The organism is Streptomyces sp. NBC_01334 (assembly GCF_035983595.1).
Lineage (GTDB): Bacteria > Actinomycetota > Actinomycetes > Streptomycetales > Streptomycetaceae > Streptomyces > Streptomyces coriariae.
Genome location: NZ_CP130718.1, coordinates 8588913 through 8606644, shown reverse-complemented (window position 1 = coordinate 8606644; position 17732 = coordinate 8588913). Strand labels below are relative to the sequence as shown.

The 17732-nt window shown below is 71.6% G+C and carries 19 protein-coding genes and 1 riboswitch; of the genes, 16 read left to right on the top strand and 3 right to left on the bottom strand.

Annotation, left to right across the window (positions count from 1 at the left end):
- The first annotated feature begins 237 nt into the window (after positions 1-237).
- On the top strand, positions 238-882 hold the full coding sequence (locus OG736_RS38390; RefSeq protein WP_327186533.1) for a dihydrofolate reductase family protein: 645 nt from the start codon (positions 238-240) through the stop codon (positions 880-882).
- Positions 883-928: 46 nt separating this feature from the next.
- Here OG736_RS38390 and OG736_RS38385 read toward each other — a convergent pair whose 3' ends face one another.
- Positions 929-1765: a helix-turn-helix domain-containing protein gene (locus OG736_RS38385; RefSeq protein WP_327186532.1), complete on the bottom strand. Its 837-nt coding sequence runs from the start codon at positions 1763-1765 to the stop codon at positions 929-931.
- A gap of 112 nt (positions 1766-1877) precedes the next feature.
- Between OG736_RS38385 and OG736_RS38380 the strand changes: the two genes are divergently transcribed.
- The 5 genes from OG736_RS38380 to OG736_RS38360 all read left to right on the top strand — a co-directional run bounded on the left by OG736_RS38380 (position 1878) and on the right by OG736_RS38360 (position 6984).
- Positions 1878-2474, top strand: a complete 597-nt coding sequence (locus OG736_RS38380; protein ID WP_327186531.1) for an NADPH-dependent FMN reductase — start codon at positions 1878-1880, stop codon at positions 2472-2474.
- A 221-nt stretch (positions 2475-2695) separates the two neighbouring features.
- Positions 2696-3445 (top strand): DUF4232 domain-containing protein, encoded by a 750-nt coding sequence (locus OG736_RS38375; RefSeq protein WP_327186530.1) that lies wholly within the window; start codon positions 2696-2698, stop codon positions 3443-3445.
- Between the two features lie 136 nt (positions 3446-3581).
- Entirely contained in the window at positions 3582-4781 is a 1200-nt protein-coding gene (locus OG736_RS38370) for a sensor histidine kinase (protein WP_327186529.1), read from the top strand.
- A gap of 23 nt (positions 4782-4804) precedes the next feature.
- Positions 4805-5476 (top strand): response regulator, encoded by a 672-nt coding sequence (locus OG736_RS38365; RefSeq protein ID WP_327186528.1) that lies wholly within the window; start codon positions 4805-4807, stop codon positions 5474-5476.
- Positions 5477-5616: 140 nt separating this feature from the next.
- Positions 5617-6984, top strand: a complete 1368-nt coding sequence (locus tag OG736_RS38360) for a M1 family metallopeptidase (RefSeq protein ID WP_327186527.1) — start codon at positions 5617-5619, stop codon at positions 6982-6984.
- Between the two features lie 89 nt (positions 6985-7073).
- Here the strand turns inward: OG736_RS38360 and OG736_RS38355 are convergent, their stop codons facing one another.
- Entirely contained in the window at positions 7074-7523 is a 450-nt protein-coding gene (locus OG736_RS38355) for an ATP-binding protein (RefSeq protein ID WP_327186526.1), read from the bottom strand.
- A 173-nt stretch (positions 7524-7696) separates the two neighbouring features.
- On the opposite strand from OG736_RS38355, the gene OG736_RS38350 reads away from it, so the two are divergent.
- Both OG736_RS38350 and OG736_RS38345 read left to right on the top strand, forming a co-directional pair.
- The gene (locus OG736_RS38350; RefSeq protein ID WP_327186525.1) at positions 7697-8065 is read left to right on the top strand and encodes an STAS domain-containing protein; all 369 of its coding nucleotides are present in this window, start codon (positions 7697-7699) and stop codon (positions 8063-8065) included.
- 55 nt (positions 8066-8120) lie between these two features.
- The gene (locus tag OG736_RS38345; protein ID WP_327186524.1) at positions 8121-8600 is read left to right on the top strand and encodes a nuclear transport factor 2 family protein; all 480 of its coding nucleotides are present in this window, start codon (positions 8121-8123) and stop codon (positions 8598-8600) included.
- 33 nt (positions 8601-8633) lie between these two features.
- Here OG736_RS38345 and OG736_RS38340 read toward each other — a convergent pair whose 3' ends face one another.
- A complete protein-coding gene (locus tag OG736_RS38340; RefSeq protein ID WP_327186523.1) occupies positions 8634-8903 on the bottom strand; it encodes a hypothetical protein in 270 nt (89 codons plus the stop codon).
- A gap of 308 nt (positions 8904-9211) precedes the next feature.
- Positions 9212-9443: riboswitch (cobalamin riboswitch) on the top strand.
- A 165-nt stretch (positions 9444-9608) separates the two neighbouring features.
- On the opposite strand from OG736_RS38340, the gene metE reads away from it, so the two are divergent.
- From metE to OG736_RS38300, 8 genes are all read left to right on the top strand, one after another.
- Complete coding sequence (metE, locus tag OG736_RS38335) at positions 9609-11927, top strand: 5-methyltetrahydropteroyltriglutamate--homocysteine S-methyltransferase (protein ID WP_327186522.1); 2319 nt, start codon at positions 9609-9611, stop codon at positions 11925-11927.
- A 161-nt stretch (positions 11928-12088) separates the two neighbouring features.
- Entirely contained in the window at positions 12089-13000 is a 912-nt protein-coding gene (gene metF, locus OG736_RS38330) for a methylenetetrahydrofolate reductase [NAD(P)H] (protein ID WP_327186521.1), read from the top strand.
- Positions 12993-13844 carry a dihydropteroate synthase gene (gene folP, locus OG736_RS38325; RefSeq protein WP_327186520.1) on the top strand — a complete coding sequence of 284 codons (852 nt, stop codon included), beginning with the start codon at positions 12993-12995 and terminating at the stop codon, positions 13842-13844. Before metF ends, folP begins: the two co-directional genes overlap by 8 nt.
- A gap of 116 nt (positions 13845-13960) precedes the next feature.
- Positions 13961-14527, top strand: a complete 567-nt coding sequence (locus OG736_RS38320) for a universal stress protein (protein ID WP_327186519.1) — start codon at positions 13961-13963, stop codon at positions 14525-14527.
- An 84-nt stretch (positions 14528-14611) separates the two neighbouring features.
- On the top strand, positions 14612-14740 hold the full coding sequence (locus OG736_RS38315; RefSeq protein ID WP_327186518.1) for a hypothetical protein: 129 nt from the start codon (positions 14612-14614) through the stop codon (positions 14738-14740).
- The gene (locus OG736_RS38310) at positions 14737-16683 is read left to right on the top strand and encodes a glycoside hydrolase family 9 protein (protein WP_327186517.1); all 1947 of its coding nucleotides are present in this window, start codon (positions 14737-14739) and stop codon (positions 16681-16683) included. The genes OG736_RS38315 and OG736_RS38310 overlap by 4 nt, the downstream gene beginning before the upstream one ends.
- Before the next feature lie 52 nt (positions 16684-16735).
- On the top strand, positions 16736-17071 hold the full coding sequence (locus tag OG736_RS38305; RefSeq protein WP_327186516.1) for a hypothetical protein: 336 nt from the start codon (positions 16736-16738) through the stop codon (positions 17069-17071).
- A 177-nt stretch (positions 17072-17248) separates the two neighbouring features.
- Positions 17249-17731: a MarR family winged helix-turn-helix transcriptional regulator gene (locus OG736_RS38300; protein ID WP_327186515.1), complete on the top strand. Its 483-nt coding sequence runs from the start codon at positions 17249-17251 to the stop codon at positions 17729-17731.
- Position 17732 lies beyond the last annotated feature (1 nt).

Genomic DNA, 17732 nt, shown 5'->3' with positions numbered 1-17732 from the left:
GCAACCGTCGCGGACACACCCCGCCCCCGCTCCGCCGGCCGGCCGCAGCCGTGGATCGCGCCGGTGACATGCGGTGACGCCGGCCGAAGGGCGGTCACCCGGTGGGCACGCGGCCGGTGATCTATCGTGAGTCAGGAGTGCCGAGACGCGTACGGATCCGGGTGTCGTCGCAGCGATGAGTCCGCCGGCGCCCGCAGGTCTACCTCCCCACCGAGTCAATCCCACCGGGAGCAGGACATGGGCCTCATCCACATCGAGCTGTTCGCAACCCTCGACCTCGTCGGGCAGTCGCCCGGCGGCCCCGAGGAGGACCCGACGGGGTTCCCGTTCGGCGGCTGGCAGGCGCCCCTGCTGGACGAGGTCGCCGGGGCGCAGGTCATGGCCGCGTACGAGGGGACGGACGCCCTCCTGCTCGGCCGGCGGACGTATGACATCTTCGCCGCCTACTGGCCGCACCAGGAGGGCGGCGAGGACAACGAGATCGCCACGCTCTTCAACAGTGTCCCGAAGTACGTGGCCTCCCGCGGCAGGCCCGACCTCTCGTGGGCCGGGTCGACGCGGCTCGGGCCGGATCTGGCCGGAGCGGTGCGCGAGATCCGGGACAGGCACGAGCACGTGAAGGTCGTCGGGAGCCTGAACCTGGTGCAGACCCTCCTGCGCGAGCAGCTCTTCGACCGTCTCGACCTCTGGGTGCACCCGATCGTGCTCGGCGTCGGGAAGAAGGTGTTCGACGGCGGCGCGGTGCCCACGAACGTGACCCTCCTCGAACCCCCGGCAGCCGGCCCGAAGGGGACCGTGTACCTGCGCTACGGGCTCGCCGAAGGCACACCCGGGACGGGGGACATGACCGCACCCGATCGGGGTGTCGGTCGCGGCGACTGAACGCGTCCCGCGACCGGGCGGGCCCGGGCGGCGAGGGCGGAGTCCGTTACGAGATGGCCCGGAGCCGGCCGTGGGGCCGTTGGCGGAGTTGTTCGACGGCTTGCACCGTCGCGTCGTCCGCGGGAAGGAAGACGACGAGTTGCTGGGCGTCCGAGGAGAGTTCGAGCGTCTCGCGGCTCAGCCGGAGTTCGCATCCGGAGGGGTGGTTGAGCCGGAGGATGCCACGGCGTGGCACCACGTGGCGGTTCCGGCGGCGGGTGAAGTCGGGTCCGGCGAGGGTCGCGAGTTGCGCGGTGAGCCACTCCGAGTTCTCGGCGGACGGTCCGAGCCACAGGTCGAACGCCTGCTCGTCGGCGATGTCGTCCCAGTCGGCGAAGAACGTGCGGGCGCGTGCGTCGGTGAAGACATAGCGGGTGAGATTCGGAGCGTCGGCGTCGAGCAGCCCGGCCGCGCCGGTCACCGACTCGTATGCGCCGGTGTGGGCGAGGATGTCGCCCAGCCGGTTGGTGACCACGGCGATGCCCGGTTCGAGGAGGCGGAGCGTTTCGAGGACCGCCGGTCGCACGTTGCGGCGCGGTGGTGCGGGCCGGGTGTGCGCGGAGCATTCACCGCCGGTGATCTTCGCCAGATAGCGCAGGTGGTCCCGCTCCGAGGCGTCGAGGCTGAGCGCGTCGGCGAGTGCGTGGATCACCGCCAGCGAGGGACGTCGGTCACGGCCCTGCTCGATGCGGGTCAGGTATTCGACGCTGATGCCGGCTCGTGCGGCGAGATCCAGCCGCCGCAGCCCCGGTGACCTGCGGCGGCCCCGATCGGGAAGCCCCAACGACTGCGGCTGGATGCTGTCGCGCTTGGCCCGGACGAAATCTCCCAACGGCGTGCCCATGCGACGAGGATAGGCCGCTGCCCGCTGACCGCGCAGGGCTCAGCGTGGCCCTGCGGGGGCCAGCCTGAGCACGGTCTGGCTGCGGCCACGGTGCGGCCTGATCGTGATGGGCATGGACAACGACAAGCACAAGCTGGTGATCATCGTCGGGAGCGTCCGGGAGGGACGGTTCGGCCCGGTCGTGACCTCGTGGATCGCCGAACAGGCGCGCCTGCACGCCGGTTTCGACGTGGATGTCGTCGATCTGGCCGAGATCGACATCCCGCTCGCCCTGCCCGCGGCTTCACCGAAGTACGCCGGCGACGACTACCCCCGGCCGGCCGGGATGACGAGGCTGACGGCGGCGCTGGAGAGCGCCGACGCGTTCATCGTGGTCACGCCGGAGTACAACCACAGTTACCCCGCCTCGCTGAAGGCGGCCATCGACTGGCACTTCACCCAGTGGACGGCCAAGCCCGTCGCCTTCGTCAGCTACGGCGGCGCGGCAGGCGGCCGGCACGCGGTGCTGCACCTGGAGAACGTGCTGACCGAGCTGCACGCGGTGACCGTCCGCGACGGCCTGGCCTTCCCGAACTACTACACCGCGTGGCAGGACGGCCGCCCGCTCGACCCCCAGGTCTCCGGGTACGCCAAGACCCTGTTCGACCAACTTGCTTGGTGGGCAGGCGCGTTGCGCACGGCGCGCGAGACCACCCCCTACCCCGCATGACGACCGGCGACGCCCCGACGGACGAGTCCACCGGAGGTTGACCCCGTCGTCGGCCCCCGGTCCACGTCGGGATGCCGCTCGACGCCAGAAGTTGACGGAGGTACTGGCTCTCCGCCGGACGCCGTCGGCACCCTCGTCCTCCTAGCCTCGGCATCACCGGGACGACGTTCGGGCGGACCGGAGTCGAGAGCGGCCGGCGCGGCCGGCCACGGGGGAACACCATGAATGCTGCTGTCCGCAAGAACCGCAAGACGCCCAGGAGCCCCAAGGGCTGGAGGTCCTGTGCCCTGGGTGCCGCGGCGATCGGCGCGATGCTCACGTCCACCGCGTGCGAGCCGGGTGAGGCCGACGGCGCGGGCTCCACCGCCTCGGACCGGCCGAGCGCGACCAGCCCGGCCCAGCCGGGTGCGACAGGTTCGGCCACGCCCGGCTCGACGGGTTCGGCCACACCGAGCGGCGGCGCGGGTGCCACCGGTGGCGGCGGCGCGGGGGGCGCCACCGGTGGCGGGAGCGGCAGCGGTGCCGCCCCCGCCTGCGCCGCGACGGACCTCTCGTTCGGCACCACGCTCGAGGACGGGAAGGGCGAGGTCCCCAAGCATCTGCTCATCACCGTCACCAACGCAGGCGACAAGAAGTGCAGCGTCTTCCACTACCCGCACCTCTTTCTCGGTGAGTACGCCGAGGCCCGGTATCCGATCGACGTGTACGAGGACAGCGACCCGAAGGCGGGGCCCGTCACGCTCGCTCCGGGTGACGAGGCGTACGCGGCGCTGCTCGCCTCCGGTGTCCCCATGGACCAGTACGAGACGAACACGATCACCCTTCTCCTCCACGGCCGCGAGCTCGGCAGCGACGGGAGCAAGCCGATCGGCGTCGACCTGCCCCGCACGGTGGCCTTCGACGACGGTGCACGCGTCACCTACTGGACGACCGCTTCCGGCTTCGCCCTGGACTTCATCATGTCCTCCTGACCGACCTCGACCGGGACCGGCCTCCTGTCACCGACCCTCGCCCGCCCTGCCGGGGACGTCCTCCGGCAGGGCCGGCGGTCATCTGCAACTCCTGTAGGAGGCGGATCAGTTGAGAACCGTCGTCTACCATGTCCGGATGCCCGCGACGGAGGCCTTGCGGCCGCGCCCGGCCAACGTCGCCCTCGCCGTCGGTTTCGCCCTCGCGGGCTGCCTGGCCGGCGCCTTCTACCATCCGGCGCCCTGGCGGCCGTTCGACCTGTGGGCGCATCTGCTCACCCTGCTGATCGCCCTGGCACTCGCACTGCGGGAGAACCGGCCGTTCGGCGTGCTCGTGGTCACGGCGGCCGGCTTCGCCGGATATCTGCTGCTCGGCTACCAACCCTCTCTCAACTTCTGGGTTCCGGCGGTCGCGTTCATCTCCGTCGCCGCCCGGGAAGGACGCGGCCGCATCGGGGGCGGTGTCGCGCTGCTCGCGGCGGTCATCGCCCTCAGCGGGGTGTGCGGCCGGCTGCCCTGGCCCGTCGTGGCCGTGCAGGCCCTGATCGTGCCGGCCGTCGCCTGCACCGTCGGGCTCACCCAGCGCCGTCTCGCCGAACGCAACGCCGAGTTGCGGCGACTGACCTACCTGCTCGATCAGCAGCAGCGCCGGGAGGCCCGCCGGGCCGTCCTCGACGAGCGCTTCCGCATCGCGCGCGAGCTGCACGACACGATCTCGCAGCACATGACGATCGTCACGCTTCAGGCCGGGCTGGCCGAGTACGTGTTCTTCACCGATCCGCCCTCCGCCCGCAAGGCGCTCGGTACCGCCGCCGCGGCCGGACGGGAGTCGCTGGAGGAGCTTCGCCGCCTGCTGGTCGTACTGCGCACCTACGATCTCGGCGACGCTTGCGGTCCGGAGAATCCGGCCGACCCGGTCCCCGACGACCTGCTGGCCGGCGTCGACCGCATTCCCGCGCTCGCCGAGCGGCTGGAGGCGGTCGGCCTGCACGTCGAGGTCCGGTTCGCGGGCGAGCGCAGGCCCCTGCACCCGGGAGTCGAACTGTGCGCCTACCGCGTCGTCCAGGAGGCCCTCACCAACGTCGTGAAGCACTCCGGGTCGGCCACGGCCGAAGTGACCGTCCGATACCTGGACGACGAACTGCAGGTCACTGTTCTCGACCGGGGCGGACCGCTTTCGGCCACATCCACCGCCGGGTCCGGACACGGCTTGATCGGGATGCGGGAACGGGCCAAGATTTGGCACGGTTCGCTGACAGCCGGTACGCGCCCGGAGGGTGGATTCCAGGTACGACTCGGTCTTCCCCTGGGGCAGACCGCGACGGCGGCCGATCCGTGACGTGAGCATCTCCGAGGAGCGCTGTGGCCCGCATCCTGGTTGTGGACGATCAGCACCTCATCCGCTCCGGCATCGTCACGCTCCTGCGCACGGTGGAAGGGCTCGGCCCGGTCGTGGAGGCATCGGACGGCGTGGAGGCCGTCGCCGCGGCACGCGAGCACCACCCGGACCTGATCCTGATGGACATCAAGATGCCCCGGCTCAGCGGGCTCGCGGCCGCGGAGCGCATTCTCGCCCTCGGTCTCGACCCGGCTCCGCGCATCGTCGTCCTCACCACCTTCGACGAAGACGAATTCGTCTACGCGGCCCTGCGCGCCGGATGCAGCGGCTTCCTGCTGAAGGACATGCCGCCGCAACAGCTGCTCAGCGCCGTGACGGCGACCCTCTCCGCCGACCTCCTGGTGGCCCCTGCCCACGTCCGGCGGCTCATCGAGCGACACGCCGTCCACCCACAGCAGTCCCGGGCCGGGACCGGATCGACGAGCCTGCTCACGGGCCGGGAGGTCGAGGTGCTCGGGTACGTCGCCAAGGGTCTCGGCAACGAGGAGATCGCCGAGCACATGTGTGTCAGCGAGTCCACCGTCAAGACACACCTGCACCGGGTGATGACCAAGCTGAACCTCCACAGCCGCGCCCAGGCGGTGGTGTTCGCCTACGAGACGGGCATCGCGCAGGTCGGCGGGGAGCGTCCGTGACTGTCCGGTGACGGCTCGGGCGGACATCAGGGGCTGCGGGGTGGCCCCGGCGACCGCGGCCGGTCCGCTCAAGTCGGTGCCATGGGCGGGGTGTTGTGGCAATATCGGCTGGCATGTCGCCGTTGGCCGTGTGGTCGCCCATGCCCGTTCGTCGTCTGTTCGTCGTGCTGCTCGTGCTTCTCACGGCGGCCGGCGCCGGTGTGCGTGAGGCCGGCGCGGCAGCCGGGCCGGGAGTGTCCAGGGCCGCCGCGACGCCCGATCGCGCGCGCTACGACGTGACCCTGCGCGCCGACGCCGACGGCAGCCACTGGACCGGACGGCAGCGGGTGTCGTTCCGCAACGCGTCCGACCGGCCGCTGCGTGAGGTGTACCTGCGGCTGTGGGGCAACGGCGAGGACCCGTGCGGCACACCCGGCGCGCCCGCCCCCGTCGTCGTGTCGAACGTGGCGGGAGGCACGCCGGGGCGGCCCGCCGTGGAGTGCACGGCCCTGCGCATCGCCCTGCCGAAGCCGCTCGCGCGCGGCGCGCGGACGGCCGTCGCCTTCGATGTCTCCATCACGGTGCCCGAACGCAATGCCCGCTTCGGCCGCGAAGGCGCCTACCGCTTTCTCGGCAACGCGTTGCCGGTGCTCGCCGTCCACGACGCGAAGGGGTGGCACCTCGACCCGTACGTGGCGCTCGGTGAGAGCTTCTACGCCCTGACGAGCGACTTCCGCGTCCGTCTCGACCACCCGTCGGCCCTGAAGGTGCCCACGACCGGTCACACCCGCACCCTCCCCGGCGGACCCGGCCGTACGGTCACCCTCGGTGTCGCGGACCGGGTGCGGGACTTCGCGTGGGCCGCGGGCCCGTTCCGCACGGCGGCGCAGACCACGCCCGGGGGCGTGCGCGTGAAGTCGTACTGGGCGGCCGACACCCCCGCCGCGGGCGTGCGCCTCACCCGCGCGGACGCCGTCGCCGCGATCGACCGGTTCGGCCGGGAGTTCGGCCGCTATCCGTACGGCGAGGTCGACCTCGTGATGACCCCCGGGTTCGGCGGCGGCATGGAGTACCCCGGCCTCGTCCTCCTCGGCACCACCGAGGAAGGCGGCGCCGTCGTCCACGAGCTGGCGCACCAGTGGTGGTACGGCATCGTCGGCAACGACGAGTACACCTCACCGTGGCTGGACGAGAGCTTCGCCCAGTACGCCAACGCCCGTTTCTACGGCTGGGAGACGGGCGACTGCTGGTCCGACGTCTACTGGCCCGACGACAGCGCCGCGCTGACCGCCTCCATGGCCTACTGGTCGCAGCACCGCGGCACGTACCACCTCGTCTACACGGCCGGGCCCTGCGCCCTGGCCGACCTGGAACGCATCCTCGGCGCCGACACCATGGCCCGGCTCCTCGAGCGGTACGCCCGGGACCACTGGTACGGCGTCTCCACCACCGCCGACTTCAAGAAGGCCGCCCAGTCCATGACGGACGAGGACCTCGGCCCCTTCTGGGAGACCCACCGCATCCGGTGACGGTGCAACGACCGTTGAGCGGCTGGGGACTTGCCGCCGGGTGGGACCCACCGCCGTGTCAGGTGCGGGTGGCGCTGGTGCGGGGTGGGTCAGCGAGGGCCGTCGAGGGCGATGCGGGCGGTGATGCGTTTGCCGACCGGTTCCTGCTCGACGAAGAGGTCTTCCGTCACGGCCTTGACGATCTCCAGGCCGTGCTGGCCTATCCGGCCGGGATCGCTCGGCCGGGCCGCGGGCACCGTCGGGTCGCTGTCCCACACGACGACTTCCACCGCGTGGGCCGTGAGGCGCAGCTCCATCAGAACGGGGCCGGGGGCGTACTTGCGGGCGTTGGTGACCAGCTCGCTCACCACCAACTGGGTGAGGTCACGCGCACGGGCGGGATCGGGCAGGCGATGGTGGTCATGGGCCCGGTCGAGGAAGTCGACGGCATGGTGTCGGGCGTCGGCGATGCTGCCGTCGTCCGCGCCCAGGGAGTAACCGGCGCGCATCAGGTGGCCGTCCAGCCCGGTACTGCCGTCGCCTCCGGCGTGGGATTCCACGTGTCCTCGCCCTCACTCCCCCGGTCACGTGCGCCGGTACCCGCGATCGCGCCATGCATGCCACGGGATGCCGCTCGGCACAGCCGCCCGGGTGCATGCCCTCGCGGTGGTGGGGCAGAATCTCCCGCGCACGCCCTCACCCGGGGGCCAGCCTAGACGCAGTCGAGGAGACGGTGACCGACATCGAGAAAGCGGGCCGGCCGAAGAGCCTGTCCGTCGAACATCGCGTGGTCGACGGCGTTCGTGTCGTGACCATGCGGGGCGAGATCGACCACGACGTCAAGGACGTCCTCGGCGAAGCCCTGCTCTCCGCGGACGGAGCGGTGCCGCCCCCGCGGATCGTGGCGGACCTCAGCGGCGTGACCTTCATGGACTCCAGCGGCATCAACGTCTTCCTCGCCGCCCACCGGCAGGTGAGCGGCGCGCAGGGCTGGTTGCGCATCGCCGCCGCGCAGGAGCCCGTCCTGCAGGTCCTGCGACTGGTCGGCGTCGACGCCCTCCTCTCCTGTCACCCCACCACCGAGCGGGCCCTGAACCCCTGAGGCCGACGTCCTCCGATCTTGACCTCAAGCGCGGTTGAGGGCCGACGCTCCCGCTATGACCACACAGCCGGATCACACCGAGATCAGCATGCTCATCAGCCGCTTCTTCCGAGCTCTGGACGAGCGGAGGTTCGAGGGCGACTGGGCCCGTGACTACGTCACCGACGACGTCCGGACGGTGACCCCGATCGGCGCGGCCGACGGCGTCGAGGCGATGGCACACACCAGGGAGGCACTCGAGAGGTACGCCCGCACCCAGCACATCGCCTCGGACGTCCTGGTCGACGTCGAACCGGCCACGGGGAGGGCCACGGTGTCCTGGAACGCGTTGATGACGCACGTTCACCACGACGCCACGCTTCGGAAGCGCGGTGAGGACGCCGACCCTCTCTTCACGGTGGGCGGCTACTGGGAGGCCGAACTGCGGCGCGAGCGCGGGGGCTGGCGCATCAGCCGCATGTCCGTCCGGGCGATGTGGACCACGGGTCGGCCGCCCGAGCTCGCCCCGGAGATCCGGCCGACGCCGGATGCGTGACGCACCGCCGCGATCGGCCCCGGGGGCTCGCGGCTACTGCTCCATGGGCGTGGATCCGGGCCGGAAGGCGTCAGCGATGACGGCGTACCTGGTGGCGGTCTCCAGGTGGTCGTCATTGCGGCGGCGCAGGTGCTCGTACGAGGCGAGCCAGTATCGGGCCTGATTCAGGCAGTGGGCCCTGACCCGCTCGTCGTTCATGCCGTGGATCTCGAGCCCGGCCAACGGCGGGAGGATGTCCGCCGGTTCGGGCTGCCCGGCGGGCTCCGATTCGGGACTGCGGTTCCAGGGACGGTCCTTGGACATGGTCATCCTCGCTGCGTGGGGTGGGGGTGGGGGCGGAGGTGGCGCAGCCACCCCGAGCCGGGCTTGCAGAACGGAAGCCAACGGTAGCGGGACGGAGGCGTTGGCGAGGGCGAGGGCGAGCCCGTCGGACGAGCCGGCGGGCGCGGCGGATCTCGCAGCCGAGTCCGATGGCGAAGGTCTCGAGGACACGGGCGAGAGACGCGAGTGGGCCGTTTCCCGCCCTCGGCACATTCCAAGCATGCCGAACGCGTGTTCCACCTCACCATCCGAATGGCTGAGTGATCCGCCGCACCGGAGGACCGCCCCGTAGGCTGGCGGGCGCAGCTGGTTCGCCCCGTCCGCCAGGCGGGATGCGTCGCAAGAGGGAACCCGGTGGAAATCCGGGACTGCCCCGCAGCGGTGAGCGGGAACGACCGCCGTCATACGCACTGGACCCACGAACAGGGTCTGGGAAGCGACGGCCAGTAGGTGTCTCGTACGAACTCCGTACGACGAGACGTGCCCGTGAGTCCGAAGACCTGCCCGTTGCCCGCGCACGAAAGGACTCGTGCGCGGAAATCCCGGTGACCTCGTGGGCGGGTCGGCGTACATATCAGGCGAACGACCGCGCCGCGCCGCGCGGGATCGGTCCGCCCGGTTCGTCACCCCTTCGCGCTCGCGTCCCGTCCCGGGATCCCAGGGAGATGTCTCGCGAAGGAGATTTCCGTGACAGCGAAGTCCGCAGCCGCGGCAGCACGGGCCACCGTGTACGGCTACCCCCGTCAAGGCCCGAACCGGGAACTGAAGAAGGCCGTCGAGGGCTACTGGAAGGGCCGTGTCACCGCCGACGCCCTCCGGACCACCGCGGCCGAACTGCGCGCCGCCAACTGGCGGCAGCTCGCCGACACCGGCATCGACGAGGTCCCGACCGGCGACTTCTCGTACTACGACCACGTCCTGGACACCACCGTCATGGTCGGCGCGATCCCCGGCCGCCACCGCGACGCCGTCGCCACCGATCCGCTCGACGGCTACTTCGCCATGGCACGCGGCACCCAGGACGTCGCGCCGCTCGAGATGACCAAGTGGTTCGACACCAACTACCACTATCTGGTGCCCGAGTTGGGACCGGACACCGTCTTCACGGCCGATCCGGCCAAGCAGGTCGCCGAGCTCGGGGAGGCCCTCGCCCTCGGGCTGAACGCCCGCCCGGTGATGGTCGGCCCGGTCACCTACCTGCTGCTCGCCAAGCCCGCCCCGGGCGTGCCCGCGGACTTCGAGCCGCTCACCCTGCTGGACCGGCTGCTGCCGGTGTACGCCGAGGTCCTCGCCGACCTGCGCGCGGCCGGCGCCGAGTGGGTACAGCTGGACGAGCCCGCCCTCGTCCAGGACCGCACCCCGGCCGAACTGGGCGCCGCCGCCCGCGCCTACCGCGCTCTCGGCGCCTTGACCGACCGGCCCAAGCTCCTGGTCGCCTCCTACTTCGACCGGCTCGGCGACGCCCTGCCGGTCCTGGCCAAGGCCCCCGTCGACGGGCTCGCGCTCGACTTCACCGACGCCGCAGCCGCCAACCTCGACGCCCTGGCGGCCGTGGGCGGCCTGCCCGGCAAGCGGCTGATCGCCGGTGTCGTCAACGGCCGCAACGTCTGGATCAACGATCTGGAGCAGTCCCTCGCCACCCTCGGCACCCTGCTCGGGCTGGCCGAACGGGTCGACGTGGCCGCCTCGTGCTCCCTGCTCCACGTGCCCCTCGACACGGCTCTGGAGCGGGACATCGAGCCACAGATCCGGCGCTGGCTGGCCTTCGCCCGCCAGAAGACCGCCGAAGTCGTCACCCTCGCCAGGGGCCTGGCCCTCGGCACCGACGCGATCACCGGCGAACTGGCCGCGAACCGGGCCGACCTGACCGGCCGGGCCAACTCCCCCCTCACCCACGACCCGGCCGTGCGCGCCCGCGCCGCCGCCGTCAGGGACACCGACACCCGCCGCTCCCAGCCGTACGCGGAGCGGGCCGCGGCCCAGCGCGCCCACCTCCGCCTGCCCCTCCTGCCGACCACCACCATCGGATCCTTCCCGCAGACCGGCGAACTGCGCACCGCCCGCGCCGACCTGCGCACCGGCCGGATCGACACCACCGGCTACGAGGAGCGCATCAGGGCCGAGATCCAGGACGTCGTCTCCTTCCAGGAGAAGGCCGGCCTGGACGTCCTCGTGCACGGCGAGCCCGAACGCAACGACATGGTGCAGTACTTCGCCGAGCAGCTCACCGGGTACCTGGCCACGGAGCACGGCTGGGTGCAGTCCTACGGCACCCGTTACGTCCGCCCGCCGATCCTGGCCGGCGACATCTCCCGCCCCGAACCGATGACCGTGCGCTGGACGACGTACGCCCGCTCCCTCACCGACCGCCCGGTCAAGGGCATGCTCACCGGTCCCGTCACCATGCTGGCCTGGTCCTTCGTCCGCGACGACCAGCCCCTCGGCGACACCGCCCGCCAGGTCGCCCTCGCCCTGCGCGACGAGGTCGACGACCTGGAGTCGGGCGGGACTTCGGTGATCCAGGTGGACGAACCCGCGCTGCGCGAGACCCTGCCGCTGCGGACCGTCGACCGCCCGGCCTACCTCGCCTGGGCCACCGAGGCGTTCCGGCTCAGCACCGGCGGAGTGCGTCCGGACACGCAGATCCACACCCACATGTGCTACGCCGAGTTCGGCGACATCGTCCAGGCCATCGACGACCTCGACGCCGACGTCATCAGCCTCGAAGCCGCCCGCTCCCACATGCAGGTGGCCCGCGAACTCGCCGCGCACGGCTACCCGCGCGAGGCCGGGCCGGGTGTCTACGACATCCACTCCCCCCGCGTCCCGAGCACCGAGGAGGCCGCCGAGCTGCTCCGTACCGGTCTCAGGGCCATTCCCGCCGAGCGTCTCTGGGTCAACCCCGACTGCGGCCTGAAGACCCGCAGCTGGCCCGAGACCCGGGCCTCGCTGGAGAACCTGGTCGCCGCCGCCCGTGCCGTGCGTGAGGAACTCTCCGGGTCCTGAGGCCTGAGGGCAGGCCGAGCGGGCCGGGGGAGGAAGCACTCGCCGTCCTCCCCCGGCCCGAGCCCGAGCCCCGGCGTCGGCGTCGGCGTCGGCGTCGGCGTCGGAGACAGCATCAGCGGGGCGGCAGCCCACGAACTGCGAGGATCGGAAGGCTTGTTCACATGGCACTCGGCATCCCCAGCACAAGAACAGACAGCGCAGTATCCATTCGCGACCTGCTCGCACGGGGTGGCCGCTCCTACTCGTTCGAATTCATGCCGCCCCGCAGCGCGGCGGCAGAGGCCGGACTCTGGACCGCGATCCGCCGCCTGGAGGCCCTGTCGCCCACTTTCGTCTCCGTGACGTACGGTGCCGGCGGCTCGACGCGGGGCCGGACGGTCAACGTCACCGGGCGGATCGCCCAGGAGACCACGCTCACCCCCGTCGCCCACCTCACCGCGGTCGGCCACAGCGTCGCCGAACTGCGCAACATTCTCGGCCACTACGCCGACCAGGGCGTGCGCAACATTCTCGCTCTGCGCGGAGACCCGCCCGGCGACCCGCTCGGCCCCTGGCCCAGACATCCGCGGGGTGTCCGGTACGCGGCCGAACTGGTCAGTCTGATCAGGGAGTCGGGAAACTTCTGCGTCGGCGTCGCCGCATTTCCGGAGATGCACCCGCGTTCCGCCGACCGGGACAGCGACATCCGCCATTTCGTCGCCAAGTGCCGGGCCGGCGCGGACTATGCGGTCACCCAGATGTTCTTCGACGTCGAGGACTATCTGCGCTTCCGCGACCGTGTGACAGCGGCGGGCTGCGAGACGCCGATCATCCCGGAGATCATGCCGATCACCACCGTCCCCTCACTGCGACGTATTCCCACCCTCTCCACCGCCGCCGTCCCCGCCCGGCTGGCCGAGCGCATGCTCGCCGCTCAGGAAGACCCCAAGGCGGTCAGAGCACTCGGAATCGACCACGCCACCGAGATGTGCCGCCGGCTGCTCGCCGAAGAGGCCCCTGGACTGCATTTCATGACCATGAACTTCTCGACGGTGACGGCCGAGATCTATCAGAACCTCGAGCTCCATGGATGAGCGCGCTCATCCCTCACCGGTGGGAGTCCGTCGGCCTTCGCTGGTCGGGATCGTCAACATCACCCCGGACTCGTTCTCGGACGGGAGCAGATTCCTGACCGCGCAGGCCGCGGTGACCCACGCGCGCCGGCTGCGCGCGGACGGGGCCGACGTCATCGAACTCGGGCCCGCCGCGAGCCATCCGGGAGCCCGGAGGGTGTCCGCGGACGAGGAGACGGGGCGGCTGGCCGACGTCATCGATCAGCTGGTCGCCGAGGGCGTTCCGGTGTCGGTCGACTCCTTTCAGCCCGCGACGCAGCGGTTCGCCGCCGCGCGTGGCGCCCTGTATCTCAACGACATCCAGGGCTTCGCCGAGCCCGCCCGGTACCAGGAGCTCGCGGAATCCGGCTGCCGGCTCGTCGTCATGCACTCCGTGCAACGTCGCGGTCCCGCCACCGAGGTACGGACCTATCCCACGGAAGTGTGCAAGGGCATCGAGGAGTTCTTCGCCGAGCGCCTGGCAGCGCTGGAAGCGGCAGGGGTCCGTCACGACAGGCTGGTCATCGACCCGGGGCTGGGCCACTTCCTGGGCAGGGGGCCCGAACCGTCGCTGAGAACCCTGGCCCACCTGGAGCGGCTGAGAGCGCGCTTCGACGTACCGGTGCTGGTCTCCCCGTCCCGGAAGTCCTTTCTGCGGACGCTCACGGGGAGCGCTCTTCCCGAGATCGGCCCGGCCACCCTGGCGGCGGAGCTGTACGCCGCGCGCAGCGGGGCCGACTACATCCGCACCCACGACGTCGCCGCCCTCCGCGACGCGCTCACGGTCTTCGAAGCCCTGGAACTGGCCAAGGAGGGTGGGTGGTGACGTAGGGAAGGGCGCACGGGCTGTTCGGAGCCTCGCAGGGTAGCTGGGGTGGAAGAGGTTTTGCGGAAGGTCGCCGCCCGGAGGGACCGGTCGGCGCCCGCAGAACGGAGGAAGCGATGTCCGAGTTCCGCCCGTCCTCGGCCCCCCGTGTCGTCGTGGGGGTGAGCGGCTCGCTGGGGAGTCTCACCGCCCTGGTCCGGGCCGCCGACGAGGCGCGGCGCCGGGGAGCCGAGCTCTGGCCGGTGCTGGCCTGGGAGCCGCCGGGCGGGGAGCTCGCCGCCCGCAGGTCGACGGCCGCGGCCGTCCTGGTCGAGGACTGGGAGCGGCTGGCGCGTGAGCGGCTGCTCGGTGCCTTGCGCGAGGTGTTCGGCGGTGACGGCCACGGGTTGCGTACACGCCCCCTCATCGCGCGCGGCACCCCGGGTCCGGCGCTGGTCGGGACCGCCGACCGGGAGGACGACCTCCTCGTGATCGGCGCCGGGCGGCGTGGTCTGCTGCATCGTGCGCTGTGGCCGTCGATCAGCCGTTACTGCCTCGCCCACGCCGGCTGCCCCGTCCTGGCGGTGCCGCCGTCACCGCTCCAGGCCACCCTCGCGGCCGCGCAGCGCCGGAACGCGTGGCGGCTGCGACTGGACACCGGGCACCTGGCGAGGGAGTTCGAAACCGTGCCGCCCGACGCCTGAGGCGAGGCGATGGAGTCGGTGGGGACCTCCCCCATGAAGGGACCGGCGCGGACCCCGGCGCCCCCACCGTCTAAGCTCCGAGCCATGCGCGTATCGATCTTGGAGGACGGTCCCGAACGAGGGGCGGTCGTCGCTGCTCAGCTGTGCGGCGCGGGGTTCGCGACGGCCCTCGCGCGGGCCGTGGCCGTCGCGGATCTCAAGACGGGCGCATGAACACTCTGCGCAGGCCCCGGCTGTTGGTCGGCACCGCCGCGGGACTTGGCACCCTGCTCCTCGCCGCGACCCTGCACGGCCTGCCCTTCGGCGGCGGCACCGGGCCCGCCTCGACCGAGGTGGCCATCCGGGTCGACCAGGTCGGCTACATAGCGGGCGAGGCGAAGCAGGCCTACGTCATGGGGCCCTCGGGGGCCCTCTCCGAAGCGCGCTTCAAGGTCGTCGACGCCGAGAACGACGTCGTCACGGCGGGGCGGCTCGGTGCCTCCACCGGCCGCTGGAACGCCAAGTACCCGTCGGTGCGTACCGTCGACCTCTCCACGCTCAACACCCCCGGCACCTACCGCATCGTCCTGACCGGGACCGCGGCCGGCCGCTCCCCCGCCTTCCGGGTCGCCGACGCCGAGGAGCTGATGACCCCGCTCGTCCGGGACAACGTCCGCTTCCTGCAGGCACAGCGCGACGGAACCGACGTGCTTCCCGGCGCCCTGCGGCACGGCCCTTCGCATCTCGCCGACCAGGACGCGACCGTCTACGCGGACCCGGACTACGACGAGGAGGGCAACGAGCTGCTCGACGAGCAGCTGACCCCGACCGGCGACCGGGTCGACGTCTCGGGCGGCTGGTTCGACGCGGGCGACTTCCTCAAGTTCACCGCCACCACCTCCTACTCCGTCGCCGAACTCCTGCTCGCACAGCGCGACTTGGCGGGCCTGACCGAGCTGTCCGCCGAGGCCTCGCACGGGCTGGCCTGGCTGGACAGGATGTGGGACGAGGACAGCGAGACCCTCTACGCACAGGTCGGCATCGGCGCGGGCAACGACGCCGTACTGACGGACCACGACGTGTGGCGGCTGCCGGAGGCCGACGACCGACTCGACGTGTCCCCCGGTGACCCGGACTACACGATCAAGCACCGGCCGGTCTTCCGCGCGGCCGCACCGGGCGAGCCGATCAGCCCCAACCTGGCGGGACGGGTGGCCGCGGTCTTCGCCCTCGCCGCACAGCGCGCGGCCGACACGGAGCCGGAGGAGGCCCAGGACTGGCTGGACAAGGCGGCCGCCGTGTACGACCTGGCCGACGCCGACCACGACCCCGACGAGCAGCTCGTCACCGCGTTCCCGGGCGCCTTCTATCCCGAGGACTCATGGCAGGACGACATGGAGTTCGGCGGTGCCGAACTGGCCCTGGCCGCACGGGAACTCGGGGACGACCGGGAGAGCGACTGGGCCGACGCCGCGGCCGGATGGGCCGGGGACTATCTGGCCTCCGACGTCAAGGGCACGCTCAACGTCGCGGACGTCAGCGCCCTGGCCCACGTCGACCTGGCCACGGTCCTGGACGGCGCCCGCACGAACGGCATCGGGGCCGAGGAGCTGTACGCGGACCTGCGCCGCCAGTTGGACGACGGTGTCACCCGCGCCGGGCACGATCCGTTCGGAGCAGGCGCCGTCTACGACGACTTCGACGCCGTACCGCACACCTTCGGCCTGATGGCCACCGCCCGCCTCTACGCCAAGGCCACCGGGGACACCCGTTACGCGGCCTTCGCCGGCCGGCAGCGAGGCTGGGCCCTCGGCGCCAACGCCTGGGGAACCAGCTTCGTGATCGGTGCGGGTGAGGTCTACCCGCACTGCCCGGAACACCAGCTCGCCAACCTCCGGGGCAGCCGTGACGGAAAGGGCGCCATCCTGCGGGGTGCCGTGGTCAACGGCCCCAACGCCGCTTCGAGGCTGGAGGAGTTGAACGGCTTTCCGACCATGAAGAAGTGCACGGCCGCCCCGCCGAGCGGAGCATGGACCGACTTCGACGGGAAGGGCGCACGGTACGTCGACGACGTGGGCGCCTGGCAGACGGTGGAGCCCGCACTGGACTTCACCACGACGGCGCTGCTGGCCTTCGCCCTGACCGCACAGGGCGGCAGCGAACAACCGAGCCTCTGAGACTCCTCAAGTCGCTTGGCACGCAGGGAACATGCCCGTCACGCTGCTGCCCATGACAGGAATAACGGGACTGAGCAAGAGGAACAACTTCGTGCTGGCCATCCGGGACGCGGACCTGGTCGCGACGGCGCTGCGTCAGGCACTGGCCGAGGCCTCGCCACAGGAGCGCCCGGGCCTGGAACGCGCCGCCGCACTCGTCGAGTCCACCGCCGCCGCCACCGAAACGCAGCTGCGTGCCCGCTGGGTCCGCTCCCGGCTGGCCGCCGTCGGCTTCACGGGCGACATCGCCTCGGTCGCGGCGGTGAAGGCGCTGCGCAAGGCGGAACCGAAGCTGAGCCTGCTGGCGGCGGTGCAACTGCAGAAGGAGACGGTGGCCCATCCGGAGTGATCCGGGGGACCTGGGGTGATCCGGCGGCGAAGCGGGCAGGGCCCCGCCGAACCCACCAGCAGGCAGCCTTGAACGCGCGAGTCTCAGCGAACCCGGTTTCCCGGCTCCCGTGTCACTCCCGACCCAGCAGCAGAGATTAAGTAGCCATGGACATAGTAGCCATGTACTCTATTGTTCATGAGTGAGCGCAAGGGCCCCGAAGGGGCGACGCCCGGTTTTCTGGTGTGGCGGCTGTCGACGAAGTGGCGCGTGGCCGTGGACCGGGCGGTGGCACCGCTCGGCCTGACCCACGCCCAGTACTCGCTGGTCGCCTCGCTGTACGGGATGCGGCACGCCGGCGAACGGCCCAGCCAGCGCCGGCTCGCCGACCACACCGGCCTCGAGCCGCTCTACGTCTCCAAGCTGGCGCGCGCCCTGGAGTCCGCCGGCCTCATCGAGCGCGCCCGGGATCCCCGCGACCCGCGCGCCGTACAGCTCGCCCTGACCGAACGGGGCCAGGACGTGACACAGCGGGCCGTCAAGGTGGTCCAGGGGCTGCTGGAACAGCTGCTGGAACCTCTCGGCGGCCTGACGAGCCCGCGGACACGCGCGTTCACCGGCGAACTGGCCCTTCTGCTCGACGTACCGCTCGACCTCACCGACGAGAGAACGCAGGAGTGAC

Coding starts and splice junctions, on each gene's coding strand:
- metF (WP_327186521.1), top strand. CDS start 12,089: ATGGCACTCGGCATCCCCAGCACAAGAACAGACAGCGCAGTATCCATT.
- OG736_RS38345 (WP_327186524.1), top strand. CDS start 8,121: ATGACCACACAGCCGGATCACACCGAGATCAGCATGCTCATCAGCCGC.
- folP (WP_327186520.1), top strand. CDS start 12,993: ATGGATGAGCGCGCTCATCCCTCACCGGTGGGAGTCCGTCGGCCTTCG.
- OG736_RS38310 (WP_327186517.1), top strand. CDS start 14,737: ATGAACACTCTGCGCAGGCCCCGGCTGTTGGTCGGCACCGCCGCGGGA.
- OG736_RS38390 (WP_327186533.1), top strand. CDS start 238: ATGGGCCTCATCCACATCGAGCTGTTCGCAACCCTCGACCTCGTCGGG.
- OG736_RS38320 (WP_327186519.1), top strand. CDS start 13,961: ATGTCCGAGTTCCGCCCGTCCTCGGCCCCCCGTGTCGTCGTGGGGGTG.
- OG736_RS38380 (WP_327186531.1), top strand. CDS start 1,878: ATGGACAACGACAAGCACAAGCTGGTGATCATCGTCGGGAGCGTCCGG.
- OG736_RS38305 (WP_327186516.1), top strand. CDS start 16,736: ATGACAGGAATAACGGGACTGAGCAAGAGGAACAACTTCGTGCTGGCC.
- OG736_RS38360 (WP_327186527.1), top strand. CDS start 5,617: ATGCCCGTTCGTCGTCTGTTCGTCGTGCTGCTCGTGCTTCTCACGGCG.
- OG736_RS38300 (WP_327186515.1), top strand. CDS start 17,249: ATGAGTGAGCGCAAGGGCCCCGAAGGGGCGACGCCCGGTTTTCTGGTG.
- OG736_RS38385 (WP_327186532.1), bottom strand. CDS start 1,765: ATGGGCACGCCGTTGGGAGATTTCGTCCGGGCCAAGCGCGACAGCATC.
- OG736_RS38370 (WP_327186529.1), top strand. CDS start 3,582: ATGCCCGCGACGGAGGCCTTGCGGCCGCGCCCGGCCAACGTCGCCCTC.
- OG736_RS38315 (WP_327186518.1), top strand. CDS start 14,612: ATGCGCGTATCGATCTTGGAGGACGGTCCCGAACGAGGGGCGGTCGTC.
- OG736_RS38375 (WP_327186530.1), top strand. CDS start 2,696: ATGAATGCTGCTGTCCGCAAGAACCGCAAGACGCCCAGGAGCCCCAAG.
- OG736_RS38340 (WP_327186523.1), bottom strand. CDS start 8,903: ATGTCCAAGGACCGTCCCTGGAACCGCAGTCCCGAATCGGAGCCCGCC.